This window comes from Priestia sp. D51 (assembly GCF_053345675.1).
The window spans coordinates 37,252-56,728 of record NZ_JBLTIR010000006.1 but is presented as its reverse complement, the minus strand read 5'-3'; the positions used below and the strand labels follow the sequence as shown (position 1 = coordinate 56,728).

Below are 19,477 nucleotides of genomic sequence, written 5' to 3'. Positions count from 1 at the left end.
ATAGAACTTTTGAAGTAAGATAAATTGCAGTTATCGCATTGGACATTAACTTTATTCGGAAATTCAGCATAGTCGTAAACTTTATCAAGGATGATTTTTTGCTACTCTTTCTCTTCTATAAAGTAAAAAAACAGTCCTTGAGTAGTTAAAGAACTGCTTTTTTACTTTATTCTATAACGAAGCTAACTCTTTCTTCTTCGTTCTCATGTGAAAAATAATTTCAAATCTGTATAGCAGAAAGGAATTTATAGAAAAGCTGTTAGGATTTATTTCCTTTAAATATGATCTTTCTTTTCTCCTGTTTAATCCGTTTTAACCGTAGTTCTATCTTTTTATCTAACGCTCTATATAGTATTTCGCTAGTTGCACATATCAAAAATAAGATTAGAGTAATAATTGCAGCCTGTGGTACATGAAAATAGAAACAAAGTACGACTACAAGTAGGGACATAGCGTAAATAGAGTTGGTTACCCATCTTCTACTTCTATGAGCTTCTAGGTTTCTCTCAAGTAATTCTTTTTGCCCTTCTTCTTTTTTTGTATCTTTTAAATGATGGTATGTAGAATTCATCGCTTTTTCTCCCCCATAAAAACTAATTGTAAATTATCTCTGTATTAAATATCCTATATGTTTCAATTAAGGAAAAATATGAGGTTTTTCCTTTTTTACATTATATACGAACAGATGTTCTTTTTCAATAAAAACTCTAAAGTTTTCCCGAATATGGATATCGCCTCTACTTCATCTTTCTACATTTTATAATGTAGGGGTCATTTACATAGTCATCCTTATTAAGCTTCAAATAAAAACCCACTGGGTACATGATATACACAATAAGGATGGAATTAAATGCGAAAAGAAGTTTTCGTTTAATTAAAATTTAAGGGGATGGGAAAATGGGAACGAGAAAACGAGTTGAAGGGATTTTTCATTCGGAGCAAGAAGCGATACATGCAATTAAGGGGTTAAAACATCAAGGGTATCGTGAAACAGACATATTCTCCTGTTATTAAAGAGATTGAAGAGGTTGCAACCTCAGTAAACAACCGGAAACCAGAAAGGCAAAATAAAGATACGGATATTACTACTTCTGAAAAAGAAAAAAACAATGAGAAACTGACAAACAAGCAAAAGAAATAAGTATATCTCCTCTATGGTTTATAGCAGAGAGAATAATTAGGGATATTTAAGGAAGGGCTGCCTAGCTGTATTGGTAGCTTTTTTTATTTCTCTTTAAATTAACATAAGTAATGTTTCTAAAATCAAAAAAGAATTAAAATAACTCATTAAAATGCGCATAAATAGGCAATAAAATAAAAGTCCTGGAGATTATATCAAATTCCAACAGGTATTCTCACTAAATTCTAGAAATATTACTTATCAAAATAATTTATAAATATTTCCAATTTCAATAGAAGTAGATGATTAAATGGAACGAAAGAAGTTTATTAAATACATTGATAAGTTACTAGAACAATCTGATGCGTGGAGAAAAGATGCGGAGAAAAGAGAAGACTGGAATAGTGCATTGTTTTACCAGGATGAGGTCAAAGCTTATGAGAGAGTAAAGAGATTGGTTAATCAGCAGTTACATGTATAAATAATAAATAAAAATTATAACTCTAAACGAGTGACTTTAAAAATAATCCAAATGACAATTAAGTCTCTTATTACTGAAAGGACATCGTAACCAAAGTTCTCAAGGCTATACTTTGTTACCGTCCTATAAATTAAACGAATCACATCATAAGTAAGAGAGATATATAGCATATAAAGAAGAAGTTTTTTCATTTTGTTCCCGACTTTCTATTATTAAGTTCCTTTATTATACATGATGTATGGTAAAAACTGGTCTATAATATTACAAATTAAGAAATTTATGTAATTTAATTATTCTAATAAACTATTAATGCAAATAGAAGGTTGAATGTGAGGAAATAAGCATGAATGACTATCCTAGAACAGGTTTAAGATTAAGGAGTGAGCCTAGCGTAGACCCAGAAGTAAGAAAAGCATGCATTAGCTTTTGTAAATGGTTAAGAACGCAAATGGAGTTTCCTATCCGAGTTGTTCTTTACCTAAAAAAAGATGTTCAAATTAAGAACCGGACGACAAAGGAGTTGGTAACAGCCACTTTCTTTGCTCCTTATGAAAAAGATGTTGAACCATATATCCGCATTGCTACTGGGGATTATAAAGATTTGATTAGAGAAAGAGGAAAAATAGATGCATTGTATGCGATGCTAGACAGCATTGCTCATGAACTTTGTCATTATCAACAGTGGTTGGAAGATAAGGAACTAGAGGAGGGAGAAGCTGAAGAGAAAGGGTCTCAACTAGTTGATGAATATGCCGAAAACATTGATTCAATTTTAGATTTCTAACCATCTTCAATAACTTTTTATGAAGGCTTGAAGGACCTAGAATATACACTGATTAAAGGGGAGGAGATAGAATGAACCCAACTATTGTAGATGAACTCATAAAGAAGCTTTCTTTACTCGATTCAAACAAGGAATGTGTTGAATTAGCAGTTGATTTAAACGACATTTACGAAAGTAGCAATAAACTTGATCGATTGATTACAGACACTCTTAGTTCTTCACTAGACCAAAAGAAGCTAATAGATCAATTAATTGAAATAGAGGTCGAGCTTGATCATATTAATTGGCATTATAAAAGCTTGAAAAAGGAATTAAAACAATTGTTTAACACTTAAAGCGAAAGAAGGTGAAGTTTTGAAAAAAGAATTTTATCAGGGAGATAGTTTTTGGAGCGACGATAGTGAATATCAGTGTATAGATTATCTGATAAATGAGAGAATCATAAAGAAAGCTGGAGTTATTTTAGGTGTTAAGTTGCCTAGTTCATTATTAGATTTACTGAAAATAAGAAATGGTGGTGGATTAAACTACCCATACTTTATGTTACCTGATGGCGATGCAGAAAGTATTCCTTATGGAGGAAGAGCAAACATTAATTCAATTGACCCTATACATTTTGAAAATGATGATATAAGTATCTTATCTTCCAAAGAACTATTAAAAGAAGTCAAACTCACAGGTGGATTTGTGGTTTTGTGGACGGATTTTCACTATTGGATCGTGTTGGATTATCGTAATAAATCACAAGATCCTACTGTTATGTATATCGCAGAAAACTTCTCAGCTTCAACAAGCGATACTACAGAATGGGAGTATATTAAAATAGCAGATACTTTCGATGATTTTCTAAAGCAATTATTTCGTGTACCCCCACTAGATCCAAAGCAATTAGAAAGCAGTTATAGCCGCAAAGAATGATTAAGCTAAACCAGTTTTTTAGAGACTACATTTTTTTGCTATAATTCTATTTTCATTGGTTTAATATATATTGTTTAATCTCTACAGTATATAATGCAGTATATCGTTTACTTTTAATGTAATTCATGGAGGGAATTTTGTATAAATTAAAGTGCATTCCATTTTTTGTGTTTATTATTTTGTTCCTGCAAGGCTGCGAAGACTCATTAAATAAAAAAAGTAGTCGTGAACAAGAAGAAATTACCTTAATAGAAGATATAGAGAAAGAGGAAGAGGCCATGACAACCGTCTATGATAAAGCTAAATGGCATTATGAAGGAGATTTCCCAAGTAACTTGAGTGAAAAGCAGGCATTCGTTCATACTGGAATGTATCTCGGTTGGATTATTAAAGAAAACTTATATAGCAAAGAATTTGAAGAAGAGGCTGCTCAGGAAATTATAGAGTTTAAACAAAAGAACATGACCGGAACTGAAATATATATGGAATGGGATGGCGTCTTTGCCAGCGATATGCTGAATGCGGAAGGAAGGGCCTTTACAAAAGATTACTTTGATTTCGATAAAGGTACTTATTTAGATGATTATGAAGCTATATTTCCTCATATAAAATCCCTTTATGAGGTAGAAGATACGTGGAATAATTATGAGGCTATTAATACAAAGATTAATGAGCGTTTTGATACTTGGAAGCATACAGAAGAAGAAAATAAAGGTGATAAGTTATTTACGGTTGATTCATATATTGGTTCATTAAAGAAAACACTTGAACAAAATGAAGATAAGTTAATTAACAATATCGAAAAAGTACATACTTTTTATTATTATAAGGACATTGACTTACTAGACTTTGAAACCTTCATTCAGCCATTTGATTTGTCTATCAGGATGTTTTCTATGGACAATGAAGCGAATGAAGTTTTCTATGAAGGAAACAATCGTGCCATTTTTTCAGGTAGTTATGAGCTACTTGAAGAGTTTGAATACTATGAGCTAGCCGACGAGCATTCAGATGAGTTTTGGGATTTTTATGAACAAAATGAAGAAGAAATATCTGCTGCTGAGAAAGAATTGATTTCAAACTGGTTTATTTCTTGTTGGAATAAAGCTGGCGATAATAGAATAAAGCTGCCTGTTTATCTAGACTTTCATGATGGTATAGAATCTTTTGATTTAAAGAAGAACAAATGGATCGATAGTGAAGACAAATGGTCTGACAAAAATGGTAACTAAATTCATTATCTATATTAAAAAATAGAAAGGTATATGTTCGTAAAATTATACATTTTAGTTACCATAATATTTTTATCATGAGAAGTAAAAAAAGCCCTTACGAGGGCTTTTTTTAGCTTACGTACCTTGTACCTCTGTTTTTAGGGTTAAACATTCCTTACAAAAATAAAAATAGATAATCATTTCTCCCAGGAAAAGGCCCACCACGGATATAAGATCTACTTCAAAATCATGAGTGACACTGGAAACATATTGCATGTCATGGTTACAGGTTGGACAGCTTATGTCATTTGGCTTTTCAACGTATAGAGGCGCTCCCAACACTCTACATATATATTCCTGACCAAATAAGTCAAATGCATCATAGTAGGCTTCTTCATTGACTGGTATATCTTCTCCTAACATATTAATCAGTTTGAATTTTGTATAAGGAAGAGGAACAGGTATTTTATTTTCTTCGTCTTGAATCCATTTCCCCTTATCATTTTGGCTTAAAGCAGTAACATTCTTTATTGAAGGATTTAATTGAAATAGTTGAGGCTCCCAGAAAGTAGAACAATTTAAGCATGATATTAAAGGTAGTTCTTCAAGTTTAGAAGTTCTTAGTTCACTTAATCTATCATCCTTTAGATCGAAACATAAAATCTGATGTAAATCTTCGCCACATAACTGACATTTTGGTACATTCCATTCTTGTCCTCCGAAACGATGGTTATAAACATCACTACCTTCAATAGCTCTAAAGCCTTTATTACCCTTCCAATCTTAATTAATCCTTTTCCATACATTTTCTATTTAATATTTGGAAAATAATCATTAGTATAATTGTCTTTTATTTAAATTGCTTTTGGTTATCTAAAATCTATAAATTGAATTTATTTCCTTTTATGATTATTTGTACGAATGAAGGGGAATCATCATATATGACATCAAAATATAAAGGGGGTACGTATTGATGATAAAGTACACATACTGCATTGACCCCCTATTTATTAGGGAGTTAGAACGTTTAAGAGAAGAATACCTACATCTTGAACTCAATGATGTAAAAACAATGTTAAAAGAAGATATTGTACTTTTAGAAAAAGCCATGAATATGTTATCTATTAATAAATCTTTCTAAATAAAGATAATTTATATTAATCTCTCGCCTAATGTAGTTCCAAAACAATTTCTAATTATATAAAATTATTAATATTGTAAGAAATAAACGAGTAAATAAAACAAAGAGTAAAGAGATTATATGGAGTATATAACCCTTTTTTTGTTATCGCGATAATGCTGAGATATTTAAAATATTTTCTCTTTTATTTATCTTTTGTAACTTAATCATACATTTTTGTTTTAAAATGGTAAAAAGGGGTAGTTGTTCTAAGAATCAACTAAAATAGGAGGAGATCAAATGAGAAGAGCGAAACAAGCTGTTGTAGCTTCTGCCGTGGGTATAGCTATGTTAGCGACACCATTAGCTCTACCGAATTTAGGAGATTCTGCTGGTTCCGCAGAAGCTGCAGAAGTTGGAGCAGACGTCGGTATTGATCCAGTAGCAATCGGGCAAGCGATTGCAGATGCAGCTAAAACGGCTGACAATCGAAGTGGATTTGTTAAAGGAGCTATGGAAAAAGCCTTTTTTGAATCGGGTCAACAGTACAACGTAGTGGTGATGAATTTAAGTCAAGGTTACAATTCTAATCAATTACAAGGTGTGCAATATTTTGATACTGTAGATTACGATGGCATCACGTTTGGGGTTTGGATATTTGAAGAAGGAACTTTTATTAACGAAGGTGACGGGGGATATGATAACTGGGCCTTTAGGGGTTGGTTTGAACGAACTGGAGATGATGAAAAGACGGTCAACTTCCATAGACCTTAATCTACATGAAGAGAACCCATTTTGATTAGTTATTTTCAAAATGGGTTCTTTTTATATGTGATTGGGCAATCCATGTATACGTTTCTAGCTAATATAAATCAGCCTACAGGAATATATATAAGCTCCCTTACAGATTCCACGAAGGACTTCACTAGGCGTATACAGCTTGTATTAACGTGGTAACGTTACTGAAATAGATACTGATTAGGTAATGAAGTTAAGATTTTTTAGATACTATGTAACTACTGCTGTAAGCTTGTCTGTCCAATCAAAAAATAGCAAAGAACCCTTACCGCAGTAAGTAAAGGGTAGCTGATTATGTAAGAAGGCATGGTTTTTTATAGTAATTGTCCATACGTTTCAAGAGGCATATTACCTTCTATAAATCTTTTGAATGTGCTCCATTCAGAGTAGTTGGAATTGCTATAAAACTTATATGGCATAAATCATACTAACATATATGAATAAAAAGAATGAGTGGTTTGCCCTTGAATAAGATGGGGATTAGTAAAAGGAAAGTCTTTACAATCTTAAATAGGAGGGAAGAGGATGTTTAATGATTGGAAAGAAGAAATTCAAGCTCATTTAATCGAAGAAGGTTATGGAGTTAAAGAATTTTTAGGTGAATCCCGAAGTTGGTATTACTTTAGAGTCAATAGTGTTTGGATAGGTGACCATATAGTAAAAGTCCAAAATGGATTTCTGGGTTATTTAAAAGAAAGAGTTAGTGGATAGGAGATAAATCGTTTAAATGTTACGACCATAGAGTATGTAAGGAAAGAGAACAAACAGAGAGTACAACATATTTTTCTAGCTAGAGCTCAAAGATTAACATTCTTTCGTTGTATCAAAATCCTATTTAATTGCAATTGTGCTTATATATTTATATCTGATTATTTGTTATTAACAGTTTTAAAAATTTGATAATTAATGTTTTAACTTTAAAGTATGTGGTACACGCATAGTACAACATCAATATTATTGATTGTTGTGAGAAGGTAAATACTTAATTTATTGAAGGGACTGATTAGTTTTGAAAGGATTAACAGCGACTTCAAGAAACGTATTACCTCAAATTGCAAGTAGATATCCGTATCTTAACAAGGCACTTTAGTTATGAACCGATATACGTAACGAAAGGGTCTCACAAGGGCAAAACTATGTTTTAATGAAGAAGCCTCCATCAACGTTGATGGAGGCTTCTTCGTGCCATGCACGTGTCTCTTTTTATTTAAATCATAGAAAAAAAGAAGAATGAACACCATTATTCCTTTAGCAACCATTATACAATTGTCTTAGAAATGTCCTCCGCCAAGTTGTTGCTCAGCCATTTGTACAAGATGCTTTGTAATTTCTCCACCTACAGATTCGTTTGCACGAGCAGTTGTGTCAGGACCTAGGTTAACACCAAACTCGCTAGCAATTTCATATTTCATCTGGTCAATTGCTTGTTGCGCACCATATACTAATAATTCATTTGTATTGCTATTTTTATTGTTTTCCATTTTATTCAAATCCTTTAAAGTTTACAACGTTAACATGCGTAAAAGAAGAATCATTTATTCATAAAATAAAAAAATTTTTTTAATGTTGTTGTTTTTATAAATATGTATATCAAGCAGATAAATTATCCTCATCTTATAAATATCTTCTTCCTTGTTAAATAAAATTAATACTTTATGGTTAAATTACCCAATTCCTATATTCAGCGAATGAATAAAAAATCTCTTATAAAAATGAAGTTCTAGAAGTTAGAATGCCTAAAATGGCAACAGATTAAAAGAAAAATGATGTTAATTTTCATTAGAGCATTTAAAAGAGCCTAGTAGGGGTCCTTCTCTATTTAACTTATTCGAGTATTTAAACGGTAAAGAAAACCGATTTTACCATTAAATACTAAAAGGTAGTATAATTACATTGTATTTCTGGTGAATCTAAAGGAGATAATAAGATGAAAAAAAACAACTTAAATCATGGCATTATAATTTTATTAGAGTTTTATCCTACGTGGTTAGCATTAACACGTGAAAAAAGAAGAGAGCTTGCGGAAGATTTATATTCAATAATTGAAAAGTACAATGAGAATGTTAAAGTGAAATTCTTTGACGCGGATGCGTTTGGAGACGGTACTTATACCGATTTCATCTTTTGTGAAACATCAGACTTAAAAATGTATCATTTTATGTGGGAAGAAATCCGTGATACATATGCTTATTCCAATGGCTACTTTAAAATAAAAAAAGTGATAATGGGATTACAGAATGCCTACCAAAAATTCGAGGAAGAATCCTTAGAAATGAGGCCTGAACACAGATAGAACCTTATTGTAATAAGAGAGAAATCGAGTGTTTTAGGCTTTCTTCATTTATTTAGCAGCATATTTGCTCCAACAACAAAAGCAGTGTAATTTCAATCGTGAAATACACTGCTTTTATACGCACATTTTCTTGTAGTGATCCCCAAAAACAGAATATCCTATTTTTTAGATACAACATTTACAGATTCGATGAAGGGCTTCACTAAGCGTATACAGCTTGTATTAACGCAGTAACGTTACTGAAATAGGTGATGAAGTTAAGATTCTTTAGATACTATGTAGCTACTGCAGTAATCTTGTCTGTCTAATCGGAAAAGAACAAAGAACCCTTACCGCAGTAGGTAAGAGTTAGCCAATTATGTAAGAAGGAATGAGTTTTTATATGCTGTATCTATTCCTAATAGTCCACCTTTTGCATAAAGTAAATGAGAGTTCAGAAGCTTCCCTAACTATTGAAGATAAATGTGATATTTTAGTGAGCTCTTGAAGTAAGCTGACTTGCAGTGATTGCAACAGCTCCTAATCTTATACAGAAATTCAGCATACTTCTCTTATTTCAGATCAAAATATTTCCAAAATTAAACTAGTTGATTAATTAACCTTCTGGTATATATAATTAAATATATAGTGCTACTTAACTTGTAAGGTTTCACCTAACTCTCACTAAGTCCTTAGAATAAAAACATAAATAGAAATGGGAATTAGTTGTAAAAATTCAAAGGAGTACGAAAGGGGATACATCTATGAAGAAAAAAGTGACGTATTTTTTCATTGGTCTCGTTGCAATAATCATGGTAGGTTTTCTTGGTTTCTTTACATGGTCACAACAAACGTATGAACCATCTCAAAAACTTTATACACTTGTGAATAAAAAGGACATTAAGTATGAAAACGATTGGATTATTTTTAACTCGAAAAATAATAATCAAGTGGGAATTGTGTTGTATCCTGGAGCAAAAGTAGAACCGGAAGCGTACAGCTATTACGGTAAACAATTAGCAAAACAAGGTTATTTAGTGGCTATACCTAATGTGAATTTTAACTTTGCATTATTTGACTCTAATAAAGCACAGGAGATAATAGATGCTCACTCCTCTGTCCAAAAATGGGTTGTAGGTGGTCATTCCTTAGGCGGGGTTACTGCATCTAAATTTGCTTATAATCATCCTAAAGAAATTGATGGTGTGTTCTTGTTAGGTTCTTATCCAGATGAAGGAACTGATTTCTCAAATAAGAATCTTCCTATGCTTTCAATTTATGGTGAAAAAGATGGTTTATCAACCGTAGAAAAAATTGAAGATACAAAGCATTTATTGTCCCAACAAACAACCATGCATGAAATAAAAGGTGGTAATCATGGTCAATTTGGCATTTATGGAGCACAGAAAGGTGACTCTAAATCATCTATATCTGTAAAGAAACAACAGAACGAAATGGTTCGTGTTACTTCAACATGGTTAAAAGAAAATATTAACTAATTAATGGTTTGTTATAAGAGAATTTTGTTGAAGGGTGACTTTTATGAATTCAATAGATCTTTTAATCAAAGCCTTAAGAGCAAAAAACATTCCAGTTCAAAAGGTAAAAGTAAAAAATAATACGCGCAAGGAGTGGAAAAGTTGCCAATTGCTAAATGAACAAAAGCAACTTTGGGATGGGACACTAAAATAAATTATAAGACTTAGCTTTTAGTTTCGACTTAAATAATCAAGGAGAAAAAAATGATTGATACAATACTCTATTTTCTGTTTAGTATTTGCTATTTAACGTTGCTGATTTTAAGCATAAAGCTTATTAAAAAAAGAAATGTATCCTTTTATATGGTATTTCTACCTCTTGTAATAGTTGGTTTGATTTACGATAATATCATTATTTTTGTGGGATCATTTATTGGGGAAGGTAATGTACTCCTTCTTCTTAGTATGTTTCGCTTTTGGTTCCATGCTTTATTCACGCCTACTCTTTTACTTTTTGCTTATGGAGTAGCTAAACAATCTAACCTTCAATGGGTTAACAAATTTATATTCAAAATCATCTTCCTAATGAGTACACTTGCTCTTATTAGTTATGAGATTATAGAAGCGATTAATAAAAATCCGGAGATATTACGCGAGTATGGCATTGTTCGATATACTCTTGTAGGAGCCTCTGGTCCACCTTTAATGGTTATTATTGTGGCATTCATTTTACTTGTTGTTGGAGTTTCTCTCTATCGCGAAACACGATGGAAGATAATGATGATTGGAGTAGCTCTTATGGTTGCAGGAAGTGCTATACCCATTAACCTTCCAAGTACAGCTATAATAAATATCTTTGAGCTATTCTTTATTTGTTCTTTATTTTTAACTCAGCGTTATGTTACTTTTTCAATACATGATAAAGATTAAATTGATGTCTTTTATTCTTATGAGATGCTTCATTTAACAAAATCTTTATTTTAAAATGTAAGTATATATGTCTAATTTTAATAAGGAAAAAGAAGAATGGATACCCATTCTTCCTTCAGCCATCATTATAAAATTGTCTTAGAAACGTCCCCCTGCCAAGTGGTTGTTCAGTCATTTGTACAAAACGTTTTGTGATTTCGCCACCTATTGATTCGTTTGCAGGTGCAGTTGTATTAGCACCAAGGTTTACACCAAATTCGCTCGCCATTTCATATTTCATTTGATCGATTGCTTGTTCAGCACCGTATACTAATAATTCGTTGTTGTTGCTGCTTTTGTTGTTTGCCATGTAGGAGAAAAAGGATGATAAACAAGAATATCAAGTAAGCAGGAAGAACACCGTAGATTGCCAGCCTCTTGTTTGCATCCGTAGTAAGACGAGAATACATTAAACAGATAGATAAGTTATGCTACAATAGAGATGGGAATAATACGTGAATCATCTAATGTATTCCACGTAGCGAAAAGCCACTTGTAGTATACAAGTGGCTTTTACTTATTAGAAATCTATATACTTTTATTTACATTGATTAATTAAAGATTGAAAAAATACATATAGACGAGGTGTGAAAAATGATTCATCTATATACGACAACCAGCTGTATTTCTTGTCGAAAAGCAAAGGCTTGGCTTGAGAAACATCAAATTGATTATATTGAGAGAAATTTATCGTATGAACCTATTACAGAAGATGAAATTAAGACTATTCTTAGTATGACAGAAAAGGGTACAGATGAAATTATTTCTACAAGATCATAAAATAATGCAAATTGGATATAAAGAAGAAGAGATAAGAGCTTTTATTCCTCGGAAACTTCGTTCTCTCACGATGACAGAACAGGCAGTAATAGGTGATTATTAGAGGGTAAAAGAGGAGCGATTAACGGATGCCTTACGTTTTAAAGTAGTTTGTAATACAAGGTCTCGTCAGTGTAATAGAGTAAATATTTCTAATTCTAAAAATGAGTCAACACAACTACATTTACATTTACATTTACATAATTAGGAGAAGGGTAAAAATCACTCTCCTTTTACTATATAAGCTCTATACTTAGATGCTCTTCTTCATGCTGCAATCTCGACATTCACGTAAGAAAATGCCACCTTTTACCGAACTTTTGAAGTAAGCTGAGCTGCAGTTGTCGCACCTACCACTGACCTTATTATCAAGACTTAAGTTGAAAAAAGATAGATAAATAAAAGGTTTTTATATATTTTATACGACTAATATGTAATGTCTCTTTTTATTCAACTCATGAATCTAGTACAATGATGATAAGCATAAATTAACCGTTTAGTAGCGTTTTTAAGGCTTTATCAATTTCTCTTCTCAAGTAGCGAACTTACTAAAAAATTCTAGAGCAAGTATTCTCCGAACAGACCAAAGTGATACAATTATTATCACTGGTGATCGAACATCTTATTCTGTTAAAAAATCGAGGTAATTATGAAAAAGATAAAAGGTATTATTGATCGGTTTGAAGAGGGATTTGCTGTTGTGGAAATCAGAGGCGAGACAAAGGACTACCCTAAAGATATCTTCCCTCGAGATACACAAGTTGGGGACGTGGTTTATATCATCGGAGACAAAGTTGAGGTTGATAAAAGCGAAACGAAAAAACTCTCAAAAGAAATTGAAGACCTAATAAATGAGGTTTGGGAAGATTAAACGCTCTTACTAATTGTATACAAAGTTATATAGATATCATGTGATTCAAAAAGCCGAGAGTTACCGTTTCGGCTTTTTTGTTATGACATATTACGGGAACTGTTTATTTACATAAAACCATTTAAGGCTTGAGATTTAAGTACATCATACATTCTTTTGGAAATAAAAAAACATTAAGTCAATTAGTTAGGGATATATTTTAGGAACTGATAAATCTATCTCCGTACTTATTGGATTTATCTCACTCTTGCTTTAGTAATGTTATTAATAGTAATATTATAACTATGAAAAATAAAATTAAAAAATCACCTCTTGCTTTAGCTATACTTTGTCTCCTCGTTGAAGAGCCTATGCATCCATATCGTATGCAACAGCTTATTAAAGAGAGAGGAAAGGATGAAGTTATTAACGTTCGTTATCGAAATAGCATCTATCAAACCATTGATCGTTTGCATCGCGATAGAGCGATTGTCATTCAAGAGAAAAAGCAGAACGAAGGGAGACCAGATTTAATTGTTTATGAAGTAACAGAAGAAGGGAGAGAAGCTGCGTACGAGTGGATAAGAGAAATGCTTTCTACACCCAAACAGGAATTCTTAGAATTTCCAGCTGCTATTTCTTTCCTCCCTCTTTTAACACCTGAAGACGTGAAAGAGCAACTTCAAAAAAGAGTGCTGGCTTTAGAGCAAACATTAGCTTACGTAGAAAAACAGATGGAAATAGCGACAAGTAGGGGGATTCCACGCTTATTCTTACTTGAGGTGGAATATCAGAGAACTATGTCACTAGCTGAGTTAGAATGGATCCAATCTACCATCGACGATATTCAAGATGAAAAATTAAAATGGGATTGGGAATGGTTACGCGAGATATCGTTATATCTTAATTCTAAAGAAGAACCAGTGGACTAGCCCTGGCTGGTGCTTGTTCAGTTATTTAGAATTTACACACTTTCAGAATTTATTGTGTTACAAAAGGAGAAAAATGATTAAATATGAATGCAAAACAAGGTAATTTAAAGCTAGTGCTGGCAGGTCTTTTGCTAGCAATTTTAATGGCGTCTATGGACAACACCATTGTCGCTACTGCTATGGGAACTATAGTTGGAGAGCTTGGTGGGCTCGATAAATTTGTCTGGGTTACATCAGCTTATATGGTAGCCGAAATGGCGGGAATGCCCATATTCGGTAAGCTCTCAGATATGTTTGGACGTAAGTTGTTTTTTATTTTTGGACTAATCGTCTTTTTAATTGGATCCATTTTGTGTGGTACAGCAGAAAGTATTATCCAACTCAGTATTTACCGAGCAATTCAAGGAATTGGCGGCGGAGCACTTATCCCCATTGCTTTTACTATTATGTTTGATACGGTTCCTGTTGAGAAACGTGGTAAACTAGGCGGTTTATTTGGAGCAGTTTTTGGTTTGTCGAGTATTTTTGGGCCTTTGTTAGGTGCTTATATTACAGATTACATCAACTGGCACTGGGTATTTTATGTAAATATTCCTTTGGGACTTCTAGCATTAGCATTTATCGTATTTTTCTACAAGGAATCACCAGTGCATACCAAACAAAAAATTGATTGGTGGGGTGCTGTAACTCTGGTTGGCTCTATTGTCAGCTTAATGTTTGCCTTAGAGCTTGGCGGTAATAAATATGAGTGGAGTTCTGGAGAAATCTTAAGTTTATTCATTGCTTTTGTCGTATTATTTGTTGCTTTTATTTTAATTGAAAGAAAAGTAAAAGATCCTATTATATCTTTTCGAATGTTCAAAGTTCGTTTATTTACTACAAGTAACCTCTTGGGTCTTTTTAGTGGGATGGCATTCATCACGGCTTCAGTTTATATCCCTATCTATATCCAAGGTGTGCTTGGAGGAACAGCTACTAACTCAGGTCTTGTATTGCTTCCGATGATGTTAGGCTCTGTCGTTTCAGCCACAACCGGTGGTTTTCTAATGAATAAATTAAGCTATCGTAGCATTATGATTGTCGTTACAATTATTCTAGGAGCAGGTGTATTCTTACTAACAACGTTGAGTCCTGATACAAGTCGTTTCTTGGTTACAATCTATATGATTCTTACAGGACTAGGAATTGGAGCAACATTCTCTGTTCTTAGTAACGCAGCAATTCATCATTTTGAGCCGGCACAAAGAGGATCCGTTAACTCAACCGTTTCTTTTATTCGCTCATTAGGCATGACGCTTGGTATTACCATTTTTGGAATCATTCAACGGGACGAATTTTCTTCTAAACTTAAGGAGATTTTTGCAGGACAAGATCAAATGGTCAACAACCCAACATTTAACGATCCTCGCGTAATTCTTGCGCCTGAGGCTCGTGCTCATATCCCAGCACCTGTGTTAGATAAAATTGTAGGAGTTCTTTCTTCTTCTATCGCCCATACATTTATGTGGGCGCTCATTCCTACCGTGCTTGCATTTGTGGCCGCACTAATAATGAGCAAAGAACAACTAAAAACATCTCTGGAAAATGAAATGTCGAATAAAAAAATGAAAATAAACAATTAAAGTAATTCAGTTATAATAAGAGTTAATAACTTTATAGATATTCATAATAAAAAAGAAGTTATCCCTTGATAACTTCTTTTTTATTTTAATATGCATGTGTAATCAATATCACAAGGAATAGTAGAGACCAAGCAGTTCCAAGAATCATGAATGAGACCCGCGTGAGTTTTTCTGCTGACACCTTGAATAGTTTTCCAATAATAATAAAGAGGAGTTCAAGTATCCACATGTCAGGAGGCGAACTAATTTCATCATATGGGCGCTTCCATCCTGCATAAATAATAAAAAGTCCTACCGAGATCATGCAACAAATAATAACAACTGCCATTCAAGTCCTGCCTTCTTTTATAGTCTAAACATCACCTTACGTACTATATATGTAAGGACTCTCTCATTCAAAAAACGAACCTTATAGGTTAAGTTTATTTCTCCACTTTATAAACAGGGAAATTTAACTTTAATAAGACTGATAAGACTCTAGAGGAAAAAGTGACGAAAAGGCAAATGTATAAGGACAAAGGGTGAGGGACTTTATCATACGTAAGAATAAGACTAACGGATCCCAAAATTGACGCTATCGCATAAATTTCCTTTTTAAATACATAAGGTATTTCTTTTGCGAATATATCTCTTAAAACACCCCCACCGATTCCTGTTATAAGGCCCATAGCAATAATAACAAAGGAATTGTTTCCGTGATATATCATTACTGTGTTTGAACCAACAGCTGTAAATACACCTAATCCTATCGCATCAGAAACTATAATAATATTTTTTATTGTAGATACTTTATTGTAAAAACACCATGCTAATAGTCCAGCAATTAGACTAACAAAAAAATAACTAGGCTTAATGAAAGCAACAGGTGGTATATTACCTATCAGTAAGTCTCGGATAATTCCTCCACCTAAAGAAGCAGTGACACCTAAACAAATAACTCCTAACAAATCTAGTTGTTTTTTAATGCCTATTAATACCCCAGATACACCAGCAGCTATAATACCTAGATATACAAAGATTTCTATTAAAAGCATTTTAAAAAATTCCTCTTTTCGCATTATAAATATCTTTAAAATTATTTATTGAGTAGATAATCTTATTCAAAAAACAATATTAAGTCCTTACCAAACTTTCTGGTAAGGACTTAGCCTTATCTACCAATGACTTTTAAACTTAATCTCCTTAATAATTACCTCGGTACTGCCTCCTGGAGTTGTTAGTACTAATTTATCTCCAGCTGAACGTAATAACAATTGACTCCCAACAGGAGATAAAAATGAAATATTTCCCTTATCCGGATCAGATTGATCCGGGAAGCAAATAGTGAATTGTTCAGTTTCCTTATCGTCCAAGTACATTAACGAAACCTGGCTTCCAATAAAAACTTTGGGTACAACAGAAATATCTTCAGACAGAGCACTAAAACTTAATAGGTATTTTTGTACCTCATGAGCATACCTATAAAAAAAATTTAGATATTCCCTCGTATCAGAAGAAAAATAAGCAGAAGTAAATTCTGTACAATTTTCGTCTATGAATGCCAATTGACGCATTAAACGTTCCCCTAAAGGATGATATACTTTATGGCTCATAGTAGACTACCCCCGTACCGTGATTAAGTCCTTTGCAGATTTTCATTTTTAACTTCATAAATAAACCTCCAAAATATATTAATATAAAGATTATTAGATAACCTTCAATACATCATACCACATAGGGGTACAGGTTCCCATCTTATAATTACTAACAAAATTATTTGTGTTCTGTTACAAGAATTCCAATTCACTTGTAAGTAATCTCTTAATCTTAGTTATACTGATACTATTATTTTTAAAAAGTTATGTTATCGATATGGAAAAGATAATTTATTTAAATGTAAACATTCTCATCATGAGGTCATTTTATTAAAGTCAAGGAGGTACCTACTGTACTACTTACGCTTCCGTGATTTAATGGAAATAATGGAATAGCGAGGATTATCAATGGCTCACATAACGATTATGCAGTGGGTACGCTAATATGAATCTGAATTAGAAAAAAGAGTAAGCTATCATCTAAAATTTATAAACGAGTCATTATTAATCGACCCTATAAGTGCTGCAAGACTTACCCTTAATACCACTAGCATAATGAGAGCAAGAATGTAGTGAATAACAAAAAATAAAAGCTCAACCTTTGTTCAGATTTTATATATGTTTATATTTATATCGAAGCCTCTTCTTTATAAAGAAGAAGCTTTCGTTTACTTAAAATAAGTTTGATTAATTATAGGAAGTAGACTTTCCAATCTATTATCTTATTAAAAGCGTTCGTAAAATTACATGTATTTTAAAGAACGTTCATAAAACGTTTTTGAATTAAGTGAAAGTCGAGAATGATAAATTTTTTATCATTTGAATGTAAAGACTTTTCTTATGCTCAAATTATTATCTCTATACAAAGAAAATTGGTATTTTCCTGCAGAAAGTTTCCCTGGACTAATTTTAAATTCGTAACCCGAAGTGGCCTCGTCATTAGGAATAGTTTCTTCCATCAAAACATTGCTCTTATCCCTGATATTAGCCAACTTTAGTACAAATTTTTTATTTTGTTTTTCCTTTTCCGAATTGTCTTTAAAATGTGTAGAGACAATTATCTCCTTGTGTCGATCCACTTTATTTTGTGGATCAATAATTCGTTGAGATTCATCATTTGTTTTATATCCTATTTCTATATTATCTCTTTTGATTTCTCCATCGTCATTGAGCACAAAAAAGAAAAAAGCGATAGGAATTAACACAATAAATAAAACCAAAAACCTTTTACCTTTTGACATATAAATTACCTACTTTGTTATATTATAGTAGATTTATACCATAATAACGTTTTATTCACAACAGTATATACAAAGGCGCTTTTCAAGGCATTAGAACATATAAGTCTGGAATTTTATATTTTTTTGAAGGTCTTTTTCAATTTTAGGATAATATCACAGGTCTACGAATATTTTCTTACGGTTAAAGAACCGATAATCATTGTTAGTTGAGATGTAGGGAGTACAAGGTAAAGTAAACTAATTGGAAGTTTTATATAGGAAACAAAGGAGTATGAATTTCTAAATAGCAAACCACTTAACTAGACAAATTATTGAAAAAACATCATATTTATAAATGTTGTGTTTGAATATAAACTAGTTAAAGGGGTTTTACTATATTGAAGTTAGTTTGTAAAAGTTGCGAAATAGACATTTCTAACGTATTAACAGAACTAAGTGACATGAGCTTACTCAAAGAGGAAATGGAGGAAGATTATATTCCCCAAGGTTATTTCTTAATCGTTGATGAAGATGATGAAGTTGATAAAAAAGGTACAATTATTATAAATATGAAGGACCTAATCGATTCTAAGCATCATCCAGATGGAGATCGTTTAAACGGATGCTGCGGTTTAGATGGTTTAGACGGTATGAACAGAGTCTGTTTAAATGGTCATGAAATTGGTACTGAGAATTCAGATTGCTGGATGCCGCATTACATAGCTATAAATCCGAATACGACAAGCTTCATATAGAGCCTTTCCCATTCCTTCATTGGAGAAAAACAACTGTTTTTTAGCGTTGATGTAGGAAATAAGTTTTTGTGACAACAACGACAATAAAAATCCCTAGAATATTTGTTTCTAAGGGATTTTTATTTCAGTCAACTTTCTTTATGCCTCCGTTTTATGGCTTACAAAGTTCTTTTATTTAATATTTAGGTTATCTTCTGCTTGCTTCATAGGTTTATATACAAATACGTGTAAGGATAGTCCTACAACTGCAGTAGCATTAAAGATAATACTTATTATCGGTAAAGCCCATTCAAGAAACGTAGGCAAATGCTCGTTAGTACTTATTATAGAAGTACTAACTCCAATTATTAAAATGAAGAGTAGCAAAGGCAAATTTTTAATCAATGTAAATCCTCCTATATGTGACCACTTTCACTTTACCATAAAAAGAAATAAATGTATTTTTAATGACAATTCTTTTAGGGCGTTTTATGTTAACTACATGCCTATAGGATTTACAGTTATGAAACAAAAAAACCTATTGGTTCATCGGGCGCCAGTAGGTTTTTCTG

Annotated in this window: 24 protein-coding genes and 2 pseudogenes; 18 read left to right on the top strand and 8 right to left on the bottom strand. The window is 32.4% G+C overall.

The features are described from left to right. Positions 1 to 259 precede the first annotated feature (259 nt). Positions 260 to 571 carry a hypothetical protein gene (locus ACNHOZ_RS21840; protein WP_048018699.1) on the bottom strand — a complete coding sequence of 104 codons (312 nt, stop codon included), beginning with the start codon at positions 569 to 571 and terminating at the stop codon, positions 260 to 262. 326 nt (positions 572 to 897) lie between these two features. Here ACNHOZ_RS21840 and ACNHOZ_RS21835 point away from each other — a divergent pair, with 326 nt between their 5' ends. The 6 genes and pseudogenes from ACNHOZ_RS21835 to ACNHOZ_RS21810 form a co-directional block, all read left to right on the top strand. Continuing rightward, a complete protein-coding gene (locus ACNHOZ_RS21835; RefSeq protein WP_230683543.1) occupies positions 898 to 1,014 on the top strand; it encodes a general stress protein in 117 nt (38 codons plus the stop codon). Between the two features lie 416 nt (positions 1,015 to 1,430). After that, on the top strand, positions 1,431 to 1,601 hold the full coding sequence (locus ACNHOZ_RS21830; protein ID WP_196299104.1) for a hypothetical protein: 171 nt from the start codon (positions 1,431 to 1,433) through the stop codon (positions 1,599 to 1,601). Positions 1,602 to 1,944: 343 nt separating this feature from the next. Then, the gene (locus tag ACNHOZ_RS21825) at positions 1,945 to 2,385 is read left to right on the top strand and encodes a hypothetical protein (RefSeq protein ID WP_255900356.1); all 441 of its coding nucleotides are present in this window, start codon (positions 1,945 to 1,947) and stop codon (positions 2,383 to 2,385) included. Between the two features lie 71 nt (positions 2,386 to 2,456). Further along, entirely contained in the window at positions 2,457 to 2,720 is a 264-nt protein-coding gene (locus ACNHOZ_RS21820; protein ID WP_048018701.1) for a hypothetical protein, read from the top strand. Between the two features lie 19 nt (positions 2,721 to 2,739). Beyond that, a complete protein-coding gene (locus ACNHOZ_RS21815) occupies positions 2,740 to 3,303 on the top strand; it encodes an SMI1/KNR4 family protein (RefSeq protein ID WP_048018702.1) in 564 nt (187 codons plus the stop codon). Positions 3,304 to 3,581: 278 nt separating this feature from the next. Next, a pseudogene (locus ACNHOZ_RS21810) lies at positions 3,582 to 3,995 on the top strand (DUF7832 domain-containing protein); the annotation flags it as partial. Positions 3,996 to 4,652: 657 nt separating this feature from the next. Here the strand turns inward: ACNHOZ_RS21810 and ACNHOZ_RS21805 are convergent. Next, positions 4,653 to 5,270 carry a hypothetical protein gene (locus tag ACNHOZ_RS21805; RefSeq protein WP_080968574.1) on the bottom strand — a complete coding sequence of 206 codons (618 nt, stop codon included), beginning with the start codon at positions 5,268 to 5,270 and terminating at the stop codon, positions 4,653 to 4,655. 220 nt (positions 5,271 to 5,490) lie between these two features. Between ACNHOZ_RS21805 and ACNHOZ_RS21800 the strand changes: the two genes are divergently transcribed. The 3 genes from ACNHOZ_RS21800 to ACNHOZ_RS21790 all read left to right on the top strand — a co-directional run bounded on the left by ACNHOZ_RS21800 (position 5,491) and on the right by ACNHOZ_RS21790 (position 7,146). Then, positions 5,491 to 5,658, top strand: a complete 168-nt coding sequence (locus ACNHOZ_RS21800) for a hypothetical protein (protein ID WP_196299105.1) — start codon at positions 5,491 to 5,493, stop codon at positions 5,656 to 5,658. 279 nt (positions 5,659 to 5,937) lie between these two features. After that, the gene (locus tag ACNHOZ_RS21795; RefSeq protein WP_048018703.1) at positions 5,938 to 6,411 is read left to right on the top strand and encodes a hypothetical protein; all 474 of its coding nucleotides are present in this window, start codon (positions 5,938 to 5,940) and stop codon (positions 6,409 to 6,411) included. 549 nt (positions 6,412 to 6,960) lie between these two features. Next, the gene (locus ACNHOZ_RS21790) at positions 6,961 to 7,146 is read left to right on the top strand and encodes a hypothetical protein (protein ID WP_048018704.1); all 186 of its coding nucleotides are present in this window, start codon (positions 6,961 to 6,963) and stop codon (positions 7,144 to 7,146) included. Between the two features lie 560 nt (positions 7,147 to 7,706). Here the strand turns inward: ACNHOZ_RS21790 and ACNHOZ_RS21785 are convergent. Further along, positions 7,707 to 7,916: an alpha/beta-type small acid-soluble spore protein gene (locus ACNHOZ_RS21785; protein WP_048018705.1), complete on the bottom strand. Its 210-nt coding sequence runs from the start codon at positions 7,914 to 7,916 to the stop codon at positions 7,707 to 7,709. Between the two features lie 446 nt (positions 7,917 to 8,362). Here ACNHOZ_RS21785 and ACNHOZ_RS21780 point away from each other — a divergent pair, with 446 nt between their 5' ends. From ACNHOZ_RS21780 to ACNHOZ_RS21765, 4 genes are all read left to right on the top strand, one after another. Next, the gene (locus ACNHOZ_RS21780; protein ID WP_048018706.1) at positions 8,363 to 8,728 is read left to right on the top strand and encodes a darcynin family protein; all 366 of its coding nucleotides are present in this window, start codon (positions 8,363 to 8,365) and stop codon (positions 8,726 to 8,728) included. 743 nt (positions 8,729 to 9,471) lie between these two features. Next, entirely contained in the window at positions 9,472 to 10,206 is a 735-nt protein-coding gene (locus ACNHOZ_RS21775; RefSeq protein WP_048018707.1) for an alpha/beta fold hydrolase, read from the top strand. A 43-nt stretch (positions 10,207 to 10,249) separates the two neighbouring features. Then, positions 10,250 to 10,399 carry a hypothetical protein gene (locus ACNHOZ_RS21770; RefSeq protein WP_155404441.1) on the top strand — a complete coding sequence of 50 codons (150 nt, stop codon included), beginning with the start codon at positions 10,250 to 10,252 and terminating at the stop codon, positions 10,397 to 10,399. Between the two features lie 50 nt (positions 10,400 to 10,449). Next, positions 10,450 to 11,115 (top strand): hypothetical protein, encoded by a 666-nt coding sequence (locus tag ACNHOZ_RS21765; protein WP_048018708.1) that lies wholly within the window; start codon positions 10,450 to 10,452, stop codon positions 11,113 to 11,115. A 115-nt stretch (positions 11,116 to 11,230) separates the two neighbouring features. Here the strand turns inward: ACNHOZ_RS21765 and ACNHOZ_RS21760 are convergent, their stop codons facing one another. Beyond that, entirely contained in the window at positions 11,231 to 11,464 is a 234-nt protein-coding gene (locus ACNHOZ_RS21760; protein ID WP_048018709.1) for an alpha/beta-type small acid-soluble spore protein, read from the bottom strand. A gap of 284 nt (positions 11,465 to 11,748) precedes the next feature. Between ACNHOZ_RS21760 and ACNHOZ_RS21755 the strand changes: the two are divergent. The 4 genes and pseudogenes from ACNHOZ_RS21755 to ACNHOZ_RS21740 all read left to right on the top strand — a co-directional run bounded on the left by ACNHOZ_RS21755 (position 11,749) and on the right by ACNHOZ_RS21740 (position 15,377). Beyond that, positions 11,749 to 12,037: pseudogene (locus ACNHOZ_RS21755) on the top strand (glutaredoxin domain-containing protein). 585 nt (positions 12,038 to 12,622) lie between these two features. Further along, the gene (locus ACNHOZ_RS21750; protein ID WP_048018710.1) at positions 12,623 to 12,844 is read left to right on the top strand and encodes a DUF3006 domain-containing protein; all 222 of its coding nucleotides are present in this window, start codon (positions 12,623 to 12,625) and stop codon (positions 12,842 to 12,844) included. A 284-nt stretch (positions 12,845 to 13,128) separates the two neighbouring features. Next, on the top strand, positions 13,129 to 13,755 hold the full coding sequence (locus ACNHOZ_RS21745) for a PadR family transcriptional regulator (RefSeq protein WP_048018711.1): 627 nt from the start codon (positions 13,129 to 13,131) through the stop codon (positions 13,753 to 13,755). A gap of 83 nt (positions 13,756 to 13,838) precedes the next feature. Continuing rightward, positions 13,839 to 15,377 (top strand): MDR family MFS transporter, encoded by a 1,539-nt coding sequence (locus ACNHOZ_RS21740; protein ID WP_048018712.1) that lies wholly within the window; start codon positions 13,839 to 13,841, stop codon positions 15,375 to 15,377. Positions 15,378 to 15,799: 422 nt separating this feature from the next. Here the strand turns inward: ACNHOZ_RS21740 and ACNHOZ_RS21735 are convergent, their stop codons facing one another. From ACNHOZ_RS21735 to ACNHOZ_RS21725, 3 genes are all read right to left on the bottom strand, one after another. Next, positions 15,800 to 16,411 carry a trimeric intracellular cation channel family protein gene (locus ACNHOZ_RS21735; protein WP_048018714.1) on the bottom strand — a complete coding sequence of 204 codons (612 nt, stop codon included), beginning with the start codon at positions 16,409 to 16,411 and terminating at the stop codon, positions 15,800 to 15,802. 120 nt (positions 16,412 to 16,531) lie between these two features. After that, complete coding sequence (locus ACNHOZ_RS21730) at positions 16,532 to 16,969, bottom strand: GreA/GreB family elongation factor (protein ID WP_048018715.1); 438 nt, start codon at positions 16,967 to 16,969, stop codon at positions 16,532 to 16,534. Positions 16,970 to 17,766: 797 nt separating this feature from the next. After that, entirely contained in the window at positions 17,767 to 18,192 is a 426-nt protein-coding gene (locus ACNHOZ_RS21725; RefSeq protein ID WP_048018716.1) for a hypothetical protein, read from the bottom strand. A 377-nt stretch (positions 18,193 to 18,569) separates the two neighbouring features. Here ACNHOZ_RS21725 and ACNHOZ_RS21720 point away from each other — a divergent pair, with 377 nt between their 5' ends. Continuing rightward, a complete protein-coding gene (locus ACNHOZ_RS21720) occupies positions 18,570 to 18,926 on the top strand; it encodes a hypothetical protein (RefSeq protein WP_230683566.1) in 357 nt (118 codons plus the stop codon). Positions 18,927 to 19,097: 171 nt separating this feature from the next. On the opposite strand, the gene ACNHOZ_RS21715 is transcribed toward ACNHOZ_RS21720, so the two are convergent. After that, positions 19,098 to 19,310, bottom strand: coding sequence for a hypothetical protein (locus ACNHOZ_RS21715; RefSeq protein ID WP_048018717.1), 213 nt, complete (start codon positions 19,308 to 19,310; stop codon positions 19,098 to 19,100). Positions 19,311 to 19,477 lie beyond the last annotated feature (167 nt).

Bases quoted from the DNA above. Each gene is read 5' to 3' on its own strand.
- ACNHOZ_RS21840 (WP_048018699.1), bottom strand. From the start codon at position 571: ATGAATTCTACATACCATCATTTAAAAGATACAAAAAAAGAAGAAGGG.
- ACNHOZ_RS21835 (WP_230683543.1), top strand. From the start codon at position 898: ATGGGAACGAGAAAACGAGTTGAAGGGATTTTTCATTCGGAGCAAGAA.
- ACNHOZ_RS21830 (WP_196299104.1), top strand. From the start codon at position 1,431: ATGGAACGAAAGAAGTTTATTAAATACATTGATAAGTTACTAGAACAA.
- ACNHOZ_RS21825 (WP_255900356.1), top strand. From the start codon at position 1,945: ATGAATGACTATCCTAGAACAGGTTTAAGATTAAGGAGTGAGCCTAGC.
- ACNHOZ_RS21820 (WP_048018701.1), top strand. From the start codon at position 2,457: ATGAACCCAACTATTGTAGATGAACTCATAAAGAAGCTTTCTTTACTC.
- ACNHOZ_RS21800 (WP_196299105.1), top strand. From the start codon at position 5,491: ATGATAAAGTACACATACTGCATTGACCCCCTATTTATTAGGGAGTTA.
- ACNHOZ_RS21795 (WP_048018703.1), top strand. From the start codon at position 5,938: ATGAGAAGAGCGAAACAAGCTGTTGTAGCTTCTGCCGTGGGTATAGCT.
- ACNHOZ_RS21790 (WP_048018704.1), top strand. From the start codon at position 6,961: ATGTTTAATGATTGGAAAGAAGAAATTCAAGCTCATTTAATCGAAGAA.
- ACNHOZ_RS21785 (WP_048018705.1), bottom strand. From the start codon at position 7,916: ATGGAAAACAATAAAAATAGCAATACAAATGAATTATTAGTATATGGT.
- ACNHOZ_RS21780 (WP_048018706.1), top strand. From the start codon at position 8,363: ATGAAAAAAAACAACTTAAATCATGGCATTATAATTTTATTAGAGTTT.
- ACNHOZ_RS21775 (WP_048018707.1), top strand. From the start codon at position 9,472: ATGAAGAAAAAAGTGACGTATTTTTTCATTGGTCTCGTTGCAATAATC.
- ACNHOZ_RS21770 (WP_155404441.1), top strand. From the start codon at position 10,250: ATGAATTCAATAGATCTTTTAATCAAAGCCTTAAGAGCAAAAAACATT.
- ACNHOZ_RS21765 (WP_048018708.1), top strand. From the start codon at position 10,450: ATGATTGATACAATACTCTATTTTCTGTTTAGTATTTGCTATTTAACG.
- ACNHOZ_RS21760 (WP_048018709.1), bottom strand. From the start codon at position 11,464: ATGGCAAACAACAAAAGCAGCAACAACAACGAATTATTAGTATACGGT.
- ACNHOZ_RS21750 (WP_048018710.1), top strand. From the start codon at position 12,623: ATGAAAAAGATAAAAGGTATTATTGATCGGTTTGAAGAGGGATTTGCT.
- ACNHOZ_RS21745 (WP_048018711.1), top strand. From the start codon at position 13,129: ATGAAAAATAAAATTAAAAAATCACCTCTTGCTTTAGCTATACTTTGT.
- ACNHOZ_RS21740 (WP_048018712.1), top strand. From the start codon at position 13,839: ATGAATGCAAAACAAGGTAATTTAAAGCTAGTGCTGGCAGGTCTTTTG.
- ACNHOZ_RS21735 (WP_048018714.1), bottom strand. From the start codon at position 16,411: ATGCTTTTAATAGAAATCTTTGTATATCTAGGTATTATAGCTGCTGGT.
- ACNHOZ_RS21730 (WP_048018715.1), bottom strand. From the start codon at position 16,969: ATGAGCCATAAAGTATATCATCCTTTAGGGGAACGTTTAATGCGTCAA.
- ACNHOZ_RS21725 (WP_048018716.1), bottom strand. From the start codon at position 18,192: ATGTCAAAAGGTAAAAGGTTTTTGGTTTTATTTATTGTGTTAATTCCT.